The 10,652-nt window shown below is 76.5% G+C and carries 7 protein-coding genes; 3 read left to right on the top strand and 4 right to left on the bottom strand.

The genetic code is table 11. The annotated features are described in order from the left end of the window. Positions 1-78: 78 nt before the first annotated feature. Together ACFUMH_RS04905 and ACFUMH_RS04900 are read left to right on the top strand one after the other, a co-directional pair. A complete protein-coding gene (locus tag ACFUMH_RS04905; protein ID WP_378201255.1) occupies positions 79-1,032 on the top strand; it encodes a 5'-3' exonuclease H3TH domain-containing protein in 954 nt (317 codons plus the stop codon). A gap of 69 nt (positions 1,033-1,101) precedes the next feature. Then, positions 1,102-1,704 (top strand): ribonuclease H, encoded by a 603-nt coding sequence (locus ACFUMH_RS04900; RefSeq protein ID WP_378201252.1) that lies wholly within the window; start codon positions 1,102-1,104, stop codon positions 1,702-1,704. Positions 1,705-2,008: 304 nt separating this feature from the next. Here ACFUMH_RS04900 and ACFUMH_RS04895 read toward each other — a convergent pair whose 3' ends face one another. From ACFUMH_RS04895 to ACFUMH_RS04885, 3 genes are all read right to left on the bottom strand, one after another. Then, positions 2,009-2,950, bottom strand: a complete 942-nt coding sequence (locus ACFUMH_RS04895) for a DUF3806 domain-containing protein (protein ID WP_378201249.1) — start codon at positions 2,948-2,950, stop codon at positions 2,009-2,011. A gap of 105 nt (positions 2,951-3,055) precedes the next feature. Then, entirely contained in the window at positions 3,056-7,180 is a 4,125-nt protein-coding gene (locus tag ACFUMH_RS04890; protein WP_378201246.1) for a S8 family serine peptidase, read from the bottom strand. Positions 7,181-7,420: 240 nt separating this feature from the next. Beyond that, entirely contained in the window at positions 7,421-8,008 is a 588-nt protein-coding gene (locus tag ACFUMH_RS04885) for a protein-L-isoaspartate O-methyltransferase (protein WP_378201243.1), read from the bottom strand. A 195-nt stretch (positions 8,009-8,203) separates the two neighbouring features. On the opposite strand from ACFUMH_RS04885, the gene ACFUMH_RS04880 reads away from it, so the two are divergent. Next, positions 8,204-9,835: an esterase/lipase family protein gene (locus ACFUMH_RS04880; RefSeq protein WP_378201240.1), complete on the top strand. Its 1,632-nt coding sequence runs from the start codon at positions 8,204-8,206 to the stop codon at positions 9,833-9,835. 67 nt (positions 9,836-9,902) lie between these two features. On the opposite strand, the gene ACFUMH_RS04875 is transcribed toward ACFUMH_RS04880, so the two are convergent. Next, on the bottom strand, positions 9,903-10,496 hold the full coding sequence (locus ACFUMH_RS04875; RefSeq protein WP_378201237.1) for a hypothetical protein: 594 nt from the start codon (positions 10,494-10,496) through the stop codon (positions 9,903-9,905). Positions 10,497-10,652 lie beyond the last annotated feature (156 nt).

The following is a 10,652-nucleotide window of genomic DNA, read 5'->3' as shown; positions in this document are numbered from 1 at the left end:
GGTGCCGGAGGGGCACCGCCCGGCCCGCGCACGTGCTCGGCCCGCCCGCGCGTCGGTGGACGTCGGTAGCGTTCGCCCATGCCCGGCGACCGCCTGCTGCTCCTCGACACCGCGTCGCTCTACTTCCGCGCCTACTTCGGCGTGCCCGACTCGGTGAAGGCGCCCGACGGCACGCCGGTCAACGCGGTCCGCGGGCTGCTCGACATGATCGCCCGGCTGGTCACCGACCGGCGCCCCACGCGGCTCGTCGCGTGCTGGGACGACGACTGGCGGCCGCAGTTCCGCGTCGACGCGATCCCGTCGTACAAGGCGCACCGCGTCGCGCAGGAGGTGCCGGGCGGCACCGCGGTCGAGGAGGTCCCCGACACGCTGTCGCCGCAGGTGCCGGTGATCGTGGACGTGCTCGCGGCGCTCGGCGTCGCGCGCCTCGGGGCCCCGGGGTTCGAGGCCGACGACGTCATCGGCACGCTCGTCGCGCGCGAGACCGCGCGGCCGGCGGGGGAGCGCGCCGCCGTCGACGTCGTCACCGGCGACCGCGACCTCTTCCAGCTCGTCGACGACGAGGTGCCGGTACGTGTGCTCTACACCGTCAAGGGCATCAAGGACCTGCTCGTCGTCGACCAGGCCCTGCTCGCCGAGAAGTACGCCGTGCCGACCGGCCGGGCCTACGCCGACATGGCGACGCTGCGCGGCGACGCCAGCGACGGCCTGCCCGGCGTCGCGGGCATCGGCGAGAAGACGGCCGCCGCGCTGATCCACCGGTACGGGACGCTCGAGGGCGTGCTCGCGGCGCGCGACGCCGGTGACGCCGGCCTCACGGCGACGCAGCGCCGGCGGCTCACCGAGGCCGCCGACTACCTGGCGGTCGCGCCGACCGTCGTCCGGGTGGCCGCCGACGCCCCCGTGGCCGACGTGGACGACCGGCTGCCCGCCACGCCCGCCGACCCGGACGCGCTCGTGGCGCTCGCCGAGCGGTGGGGGCTCGCGTCGAGCGTGCGACGGGTCGTGGACGCGCTGACCGCCGCCGCATGACGGCCGCGCCGGACGGCGGCGACGTCCGCCGTGCGGGGCAGGTCCGGCGGCGTGGCACGATCGTCGACCGTGATCACGGTCAGCACGGACGGCTCCTGCCTGCGCAACCCCGGCGGCGCGATCGGGTGGGCGTGGGTCAACCACGACGGCACGAGCGCCAGCGGCGGCGCGCGCTCCGGCACCAACCAGGTCGCCGAGCTGACGGCGGTGCTCGAGGCCGTCCTCGCGCACCCCGGTGACGAGCCCCTGCGCGTCGTCGCCGACTCGCAGTACGCCATCAAGTGCGCCTCGGAGTGGCTGCCCGGGTGGCGCCGCAAGGGCTGGCGCACCGCGTCCGGCGGGCCGGTGCAGAACCTCGGGCTCGTGCAGGCCATCGACCGCGCGATCGCCGAGCGCACCGGTCCCGTGACGTTCGGCTGGGTGCGCGGGCACACCGGCGACCGCTTCAACGAGCGCGCCGACGAGCTCGCCGGTGCCGCCGCGCGCGCCGCCCGCGACGGCACGCTGCCCGCGGGCACGATGCGTGAGACGCCGGTGCTCGAGCCGGTCGGTGCGGCCCCGGTGCGCCGCGCGCGGACGACGACGTCGACGACCGCCCGCACGCCGTCCCGCCGCACCGGCACGGCACCCGCGACGCGTTCCCGCCGGCCGGAGCCCGACGCCCTCTTCTGACCGCCCCGCCCGTGGGACCGGCACCCGCGGGACCACACGTCGCCGACGTGCCGGTCTCACGGTCGCGGACGTGGACGTGCGGCCGTGCGCGGCGGTGAGACCGGCGTCCGCGGGAGAACACGTCCCCGATCCGGCGGTCTCACGGCCCGGCGGACCGGGGTCCTCGGCGCGGCGGGCGCACCGGGCGGGACCTCGTCGGGCCGGAGGGGGCCGGTGCGCCGACGAGGTCCCGCCGGCGGGACCCGCCCGGGGGGAGGAGCGGGTCGTCCGGCCGCGGGCGGGAAGGGGGCCCGCCCGCGAGTCGTCAGCCCGGTGCGGCGAGCGCCGCCCGGACGGTCTGCGTGAGGCGCTCGACCTGGCCGGCGAACCAGCCCGGACGCGCGTCCTCCCAGTACTGGCCGACGGACGCCAGCGGGTACACGAGCACCTCGGGCGTGCCGTGCGCGAGCACGATCTCCGTGCCGAACCGGTCGCTGGCCGCGGCCCACCGCAGCGCCGGCGCGTGCGCGACGACGAGGTCGCCGAGCGCCACGCCGAACGCGTCCGCGAGCGGTCGCGGGTCGGGGCGCTCCGCCGCGTCGGCCCACTGGGCGCGGACCCGGTCGAACAGCGCGGCGACCGCGGCGGCGTCCGTCGGGTCGTCGCAGAGGTCCGCGAGGAGGGCGCGCTGCTGCGCGAGCCAGATGCGCTCCGCGGGGTTGAGCTCGTCGACGGTGTGCCGGTCGGCGGGCGCGGACGTCGGCGCGTCGGTCGGTGCCGCGACGGGCGCCGGCGCGACGGGCGGCGGCGAGAGGGGTGCCGGGGGCTCCGGGACCGGAGGGACGGCGGTCGGCGGCTCGACGACCGGCGGTGCCGGGACGACCGGCGCCGCCGCGACGGCCGGTGCCACGTCCGCGACCGGAGCAGCCTCCGCCACCGGCCCGGCCTCCGCCACGGACGTATCCGCCCCCGGCCCGCCCCGTGCCTCGCGGGCGTCGGCGAGCACGGCCGGGACGATCGGCACGAGCGGCAGGTGGTCGTCGGCGGAGTCGTCGTGCGGACCGCCGGGACGCGCGGGCCACACGGGCGTGATCGGGGCGTCGTCGAGGTCGTCCTCGTCGTCGAGGTCGTCGGCGACGTCGTCCGCGTGGGGGTCGGCGGGCTCGTCGACCGCGACGTCGGCGGCGCGCAGGGGCGTGTCGGCCGGGCCGTGCGGCGAGGGCAGCACGGAGCCCGGCGGCGGAGTCCGTCGGTCGAAGAGGCCCATGCGTCGTGCATCGGCGTGGGCGGTGGGTCCCTTGACAGGCGGAGGGCCGGTGTCGCCCGGACGGACGTCCGTGCGGCACCGGCCCTCGTCACCGGTCGGGGTGGGTCAGCCGACGCGGATCACCTTCGCCGCGGCACCCGGCAGGTAGCCGTCGTCGCCGCCGTACAGGACGGTCACGACGTTGGTGGAGCGCACCGCCGGGAGCGTCACCTGGGCCGTCCCGTCGGCGAGCTCGACGACGTCCAGCGGGCGCAGGCCCAGCAGGACGCGCACCGAGCCGGTGCCGGCGGGGGCGCCCTCGACCGTGCCGCCGACCGTCACCGTGACCGTCGGGGTGCTGCCCCGCGGCACGGTCCACGTGTCGGCCGACAGGGTCACGCGGGGCGCCGCCCGGGTGATCCGCAGCTCGGCACGGGCCGACTGCGACCGCTCGACGTCCGCCGAGCCGCCGTAGTGCGCGACGAGGCGGTGGCGGGCGGCCGGGAGGTCCCGCGGCAGCTCGACGGTCGCGGTGCCGACGAGCCCGTCGACGGTGAGCTCGCCGGTGGCGACGAGCCGTCCGTCCGCGCGGATCTCGACCGGGCCGGACGGGGCCCAGCTGGTGCCGGTCACCGTGACGGTGGCCGTGACGGGCGACCCGTACCGGGTCGTCGCGGGCGACACCGCCAGCGTGGTCGTCGAGGCCGACTTCGCGAAGTCGTACTCGACGACGTTCGACGTCGAGCCCGCGTACAGCGGCGTGTCCGGCACGAACTCCGCCCGGAACACGTGCGGGCCGGCACCCAGCGCGGTGGTGCTGAAGATCCCCGCACCGTCGACGACCTCCGCCTCGCCGAGCAGCGTCTCACCGTCGTAGACGCGGAACACGCCGGTCGCCTCACGGGGGCTGACGCTCATCTGGAACAGGTTGTCCTCGCCCGCGATGCGGATCGAGTCGACCTCGAGCGTCGTGGTCGTGGCGATCGCCTCGGGCACGGTCACGTCGACCACCTGCGCGCGGTCGCCCCGCGCGTTGAGGTGGTGCAGCGCGAGGATCCGCGCGTCGTCGGCGCCCGGGCCCTTGTGCACCTCGACCGTCGCGCCGTCGAACGACGCCGACACGAACTCGGCACCGATGTTCGACTCGAACCACAGCGGCGGGTCGTACGGGTCGACCGTGAACGGCCCGACCTGGTCGACGACGCCGTCGGCGGGGAACGCGTACTCGCTGTACATGGCCGCCCAGACGCCCACCTGCGTGCCCGGCTCCACGCCGAGCGCCGCAAGCGGCACCGGCACGGTGATCACGTTGTTGTCGAACGCGCCCGCCTCGACCTCGCCCGCGAACGGGAAGGCGAGCTCCGGACCGGCCAGCAGGTCCTCCGTCGCGAGGTCGTACGTCTCGACGACGGTGTAGTCGGTGTCGACGAGCTTGCGGACGATGCTCACGACGTCCGGCTCGGCGTCGCCGTCGGTGTCGACGAGGACGCGGGGCTCGAGCGAGTGGCCGATGACGGCCCAGTCGCCGTCGGTCGCGATGCCGACGCCGAGGTAGCCGTCCGCGGTCGGGTCGCCGCCGGCCGCGTCGACCGCGGGTGCGGTCGACGCCCAGCCGACGTGCCGGATGTCACCGGCCGCGACCGTGGACGGCGACGTCTGGGCGGTGGCGGGCAGCGCCTCGAGCCGCGGGCTGTCGGCGGCGTGCACGAGCGGCGTGACGAGCCCGTACCAGCCGTCGGCGACGACGTCGCGCCCGCTGATCGCGAGCTCGGCCGTCTCCGCGCCGGCGTCCGCGAACTCCACGGGCGCCGCCTCGAGGTCGGTGGTCGGCCGCGGTGCGGCCTGCACCGGCAGGCGCCACTCCTGGTCGCCCGAGGTGAGGACCAGGCGCCCCGAGACCTGCGAGACGAACTCGCGGGCGAGGCCCTCGAGCTGCTCGACCTGCTGGGTCGGGTCGATCTCGCGGGCCAGCGTGGCGGGGTCCGCCGTGAACGTCAGGGTGACGATCCCGGTGCCGCCGGCCGGCACGCGCAGCGACGCGGGGCTCGCGGTGATGCTCGCCTCGCCGGACGTGGTGCTCTCGGTGACCGACGTGGAGTACGTCCGCGCCGTGCTGCCGAGGTTCTGCACCGTGACGGCCTTGCGGATCGTCACGTCGTCCGCGCCGACCTCGACGACACCGAAGCTGACCGAGGTCTGCTGCGGGCGCTCCGCGTTGTAGAGCAGCGTCTCGTTGGTGACGGCCGAGAGGGCGTCGACGCGGCCGGAGCCCACGCGGGCCGGGCCGTAGAACAGGTCGCCGCCGGGCTCGGTCGACACGTCGTGCGTCGCCGTGTTCATGATCCCGGCCTTGACCTGCGCCGCGGACCAGCCCGGACGGGCCTCCTTGACGAGGGCGGCGATGCCCGCGACGTGCGGGGCCGCCATGGAGGTGCCGTTGCTCGTCGCGCCGCCGTTGCCGGAGCCGACGCCGGCGGACACGATCTGCTGGCCGGGCGCCGCGACGTCCGGCTTCGCCCAGCCGAGCGAGCCGTGCGCACCGCGCGAGGACGACGCGCTGAGCGTGTCGGCGCCGACGTCCTGCCGCGTGGACAGGGCGAGCGACGGGCCGATGCGCGCGACGAGCGTCTCCGCCTCGATCTCGGGCAGCAGCGCGTCGGTCGTGGCGTTGGTCATCTGGAAGCCGGGGATCTCGGTGTTCCCCGCGATGCCGGCGGGGAAGATGGTCTCCTCGGTCGGCAGCAGGACGCCGACGGCACCCGCCGCGGTGGCGTTGTTGAAGCGCGCGCCCGAGCCGCAGGCGCGGGTGGCGTCGTCGTCGTCCCACCACAGGTAGGCGATCTTGCCGGCGACGTCCGCGGCCTGGTCCGGCGTGAACGGCGTGCAGCCGTCGAACGTCGGGCCGACGTACGCGACCGGCGCCGTGACGTCCTCGCCGGTGTAGTTGACCGAGTTCTGACCGGCGTGGCGGCCGACGAGCGACGCGTCCGCCGCCTCGGTGACCTCCATGGCGTCGAACGCGAGGTCCTTGCCGATGGACCACGCGACGGTCAGGCCGGCGGGGCCGTTGCCGGGCGAGCCGCCGATGTCCTCGACGTCGCCCTCGTTGCCGGCCGACAGCACGACCACCGTGCCGAGGGTCGTCAGCTCGGCGACCTGGAGCGACTCCGGGTCGTCGGCCGGGGCGCCGGCGGCGCCGAGCGACAGGTTGAGCACGTCGAGGCGGTCGGAGAAGTCGCCGTCGCCGTTCGGGTCGGCGGCGTGGTCGAACGCGAGCGGCGTGAGGTTCGTGGAGCCCGCGATGTCGCCGAACACCTTGAGGGCGTACAGCTGCGCGGCCGGCGCGGTGCCGGGGCCGACGGGCCAGTCGGCGACCGTCTCGAGCGCGCTGTAGTCGCCGCGGAACGTCTCGCCGTCGGGCGTCACGCCGTAGCCGGCGGCGGTCCCGGCGACGTGCGAGCCGTGGCCGTTGACGTCGATCGGGTTGTCGTCGGGGACGGGGACGAGCTCCGCGCCCTCGCCGCCGGCGTTGTAGATCTCGCCGGCGAAGTCGATGCCGCCGATGAACTTCGCGGGGTCGTACGAGCCCGCCGGGATCGGCGCGCTGCCGTCCTCGCCGTAGGCGGCCTCGTAGGCCTCGACCGTGCCGGGGCCGCCGAAGTCGGCGTGCGTGTAGTCGATGCCGGTGTCGACGATGCCGACGCGGACGTCGGTGCCGAGGACGCCGGTGTCCTGCCACGTCGCGAGGGCACGGGTGAACTCGACCTGCGCGGCGTTGTCGAGGGTGCGCTCGGCGACGAGCCGGACCGACACGACGTCGGGGCGGTCGGCCAGCGTGCGGACCTGGGCGGCGTCGCCGACGACGAGGGCGCCGGAGACCAGGTTGGTGAGGGTGGCGATGCGGGTCGGCTCGGCGGCGAGCGTCTGCGTCGCGCCGGCCTCGGCGGGCACGACCTCGGCCGCCTTGGCCTCGGTCGTGCCGGCCGCGGCGAGGACGTCGGCGGGTGCGCCGCCCTCCTGCGCGACCTCGACGCCCGCGGGGGTGTCGAGCTCGACGAACGCGGTGACCTGACCCTCCGCCTCCGCGAGGGCGTCGCCGACGCCCTCCTTCTCGACGCGGACGGCGGGGTCGCCGACGAGCAGGCCGGACAGCTCGTCCGGCGGTGGGGCCGCGGCCGCCGGCGGGGCGAGCAGCGCGGAGGTGAGGACGACGGACGCGGCAGCGATGCCGGCGAGTGCGCGACGTGGCATGGGCTCATCCCGGGTGTCGGACGGCTGGTGCTGGGCACGGTGGGCGCCGCGGACGGCGTCCACGGCGTCACACCCGGTATGGCTGCTGTCACAGTTCCCCCCGGGCACGGTGCACGCTACTGACCGGTAGGCGATTCGTCACCCCTCTGGCGGAATCCGTGACCCGTCCGGGTCCGTCGGGTTCGTCGGGGTCCTCCCGGGCAGGTCAGCCGCCCACCGGCGCGCCGCGGCGACACGCCGTCAGCGCAGCGGGACGAACAGGTACGAACCGTGCGTCGTGACGTCCGTGCCGCCGTCCGGGCGGCGGACGACCCGGTGCATCGTCCGGCCCACCGGCACGACGAGGACGCCGCCCGGCGCGAGCTGGTCGACGAGCGCCGCCGGCAGCTCGTCCGCCGCCGCGGACACCAGCACGCGGTCCCAGCCGCCGGGTTGCGGCCGCCCGAGCACCCGCGGGTCGGCCGGCTCCAGCCGTGCCCACGGCACGCCCGCCGCCGCGAGGTTGCCGGCGCCCCACGCGGCGACCTCCGGCTCGAGCTCCAGCCCGAGCACCTCGCCCGTCGGCCCGACGAGCCGCGCCAGCAGCGCCGTCGTCCACCCGGACCCGGCGCCGACGTCGAGCACGCGCGCGCCGGCCGGCACGGCGAGCAGGCGCAGCATCGCCGCGACCGTGCTGGGCTGCGAGCCCGTCGAGCCGTGCCCGAGCGGCAGCGCCCGGTCCTCGCGGGCGTGCGGCCGCTGGTCGGGCGGCAGGAAGCCGGCACGGTCGATCGCGCGCACCGCCTCGGCCACGTCGGCGGCGCGGTCGTCCGGCGTCCGGCCCGCCATACGCGGCAGCCTACGACCGTCGACCGCGCGCCGCCCCGCCGCCGCCCGTACCGCCTCGCGGCCGCCCTCGCCCGCTCCCGCCCGCCTGCCCGGCCGCGTGTATCTGCGGGCACGCCCCGCGCCTCGTCCTGGGTGGCGGGGCGACCCGCCCCGGTGCGGCAGGGCCGCCGTGCCGCGCGGACGCGAGGAGCACCCATGCCGTACGAGGGCGACGGACGACTGCCCGTCATCTACGTCCGCGGTTTCGCGGGCGGCACCGGCGGCATCGACGCCGCCGTCCAGGACCCGCTCTGCGGCTTCAACGAGGGCTCCGTGCAGGTGCGCGTCGACGGGGCCGACCGTCCCGCGTACCACCAGTTCGAGAGCCCGCTGCTGCGGCTCATGACCGACCACCGCTACCAGCTGCTCGTGCACGGCGACCAGGAGGCGTACCTGCGGCAGCAGCCGGCCGGCACGGTGCCGGCCGCCACCGTGTGGGTGCACCGCTTCTACGACGAGTTCGCCCCGGCGCTGACGCGCGACCCGAACCCCTTCTCGCTCGAGCGCGCCGCGCAGAGCCTGCTCGAGCTGGTCCTGCTGGTGCGGCGCGCGACGGGCGCGCCGCGGGTGTTCCTCGTGGCGCACTCGATGGGCGGGCTCGTCGCGCGGTCGCTGCTGCAGCGCGTGCTGCCCGACCGCGACGAGGAGCACCGTCTCGACGCGGCGACCGACCTGGTCGACCGCGTCTTCACGTACGCGACGCCGCACGGCGGCATCGAGTTCGAGGGCTACGGGCTGCTCGAGCGGGTCCGCGACCTGACCGGCGTGCTGGGCGCCGACGTCTTCGGGCCGGACCGCATGTTCGAGTACCTGACGCCGACGCGCGCCGACGGGGCGCCGGCACGTGCGGACTTCGCGCCGGCGACGATGCCGGCCGGCGGCTTCCCCGTCGACCGCCTCTTCTGCCTCGTCGGCACGAACTCCGACGACTACTCCGCGGCGCTGGGCATGGCGGCGCGCGTGGTCGGGCCCCGCAGCGACGGGCTCGTCCGCGTCGAGAACGCGTACGTCGAGGGTGCGCCGCGGGCGCTCGTGCACCGCAGCCACAGCGGGCGGTACGGCATCGTCAACTCGGAGGAGGGCTACCAGAACCTGCGCCGCTTCCTGTTCGGGGACCTCGCGGTCGAGGCCCGCCTCGTCCGGCTGCGGCTGCCGGGTGACGTGGACGACGACACGTCGTGGCAGCTCGAGACGGCGCTGTCGATCCGCGGCCTGCCCGTGGTGCTGCACCAGCAGAGCGCCGCCCACCTGTGCCCGATCCAGATCGAGCGGCACGGCGAGCGCGACGCCACCGACACGCCCGTGCCGCTCGTGACGACGTTCCTGTCGAGCGACGCGACGCGCCCGACGGACGCGCGCACCGGCACCCGGGCGCCCGCGATGCGGCACGTGCTGCGCCTGCGGCTGGTGTCGCTGCGGTCGCACGACCACGTGCTGTCGTTCCTCGACCACCTCGAGCAGACCGCCGACTGGGCGGACACGCTCGTCGTCGACATCGGTCCGGACGCCGGCGGGCGCTGCGTGACGTGGGCGCGGTGGAACTCGCAGATCCCCGGCGCGGTGCGCGACTGGTCGTCGGCGGACGACGAGCCCCTCGAGGACCTCGACCCGCGCGCCGGGCGCTGGCGCGTCGAGGTGCCGGTGCCCGCCGGCGCGCGGGCGCTGCTCGGGCCCGACGCGGCGGTGGAGATCACCGTGGCGCCGCGGGCGACGCTCGACGCGACGGGTCTCGGCACGACGTCCGGCGCTGCCGCGCCGGCACCGGCCGCGGCGGGTGCGGGCGGCTGAGGAGCCCGGCCGGACGTGGGGTCAGGCCGACCCTCCGGTCAGGTCGACGGTCCGGTCAGGTCGACGGTCACGTCACCGCGTCGGTGCGCGGTGCGACGACCGGCACGGAGCCGGTGAGCGCAGCGTGGCGGCCGCGGCGCTGCACCACGGGGATCTGGCCCGTCATCGCCGCGACGTGCGCGGACGTGGCCGCGACCGGCACCACGGGGATCTGCCCGGTGGCGGCGGCGACGGCCGCGACGGCGGCCGTGCGCGCGGCCGGCTCGACGATCGGGATCTGCCCCGTGAGCGGCCCGGTGCGCGGGACGTCCGCGGCGGCCGGTGCCGTGACGAAGCGGGGCTTGCGACCGGGGCGGCGGCGGAACCGCCGCTCCTCGACGCCCTCGAGGGTGGACGCGCGCCACACGGCGCCGCCGTTCAGCCGGCCGTCGGGCGGGGGCAGCCACGGCACCTTGCGGGACAGCCACACGCGGATCGTCGCGTGCTCGACCCCGAGCCGGCGGGCGAGCCGCGCGATGTCGTAGAGGTCGTCGAGCCCGCCGCCGTCGGCCTGCGGGGCCGGCTGCGCGGCGGGCTGCTGAACCGGCTGCAGGGTCGGCGGGGCGCTGACCGGGGTCGAGAGGCTCCCGGGGGAAGTTGGCGGCGCGTCCAGGTCGGGCACGGGGAGAGCGTAGTGCCCCGGGCCTGCGCTCGGTGTGACGGCCGCGTAACAGGATGTGCACGAGATCACCACACCGGTTCGGGCTCAAGTGTTCAGGTCGCGCGTCCGACACACTTAACGTGTTGCGTGTGAGTGACAGATTGCCGAGCCGTCGGC

Source organism: Cellulomonas sp. NPDC057328, assembly GCF_042667215.1.
Taxonomy (GTDB): Bacteria; Actinomycetota; Actinomycetes; order Actinomycetales; family Cellulomonadaceae; genus Cellulomonas.
This window is presented reverse-complemented; position numbering and strand designations above follow the sequence as displayed.

Excerpts from the sequence above, each read along its gene's own strand:
- ACFUMH_RS04880 (WP_378201240.1), top strand. The coding sequence starts at position 8,204 with ATGCCGTACGAGGGCGACGGACGACTGCCCGTCATCTACGTCCGCGGT.
- ACFUMH_RS04885 (WP_378201243.1), bottom strand. The coding sequence starts at position 8,008 with ATGGCGGGCCGGACGCCGGACGACCGCGCCGCCGACGTGGCCGAGGCG.
- ACFUMH_RS04905 (WP_378201255.1), top strand. The coding sequence starts at position 79 with ATGCCCGGCGACCGCCTGCTGCTCCTCGACACCGCGTCGCTCTACTTC.
- ACFUMH_RS04890 (WP_378201246.1), bottom strand. The coding sequence starts at position 7,180 with ATGCCACGTCGCGCACTCGCCGGCATCGCTGCCGCGTCCGTCGTCCTC.
- ACFUMH_RS04895 (WP_378201249.1), bottom strand. The coding sequence starts at position 2,950 with ATGGGCCTCTTCGACCGACGGACTCCGCCGCCGGGCTCCGTGCTGCCC.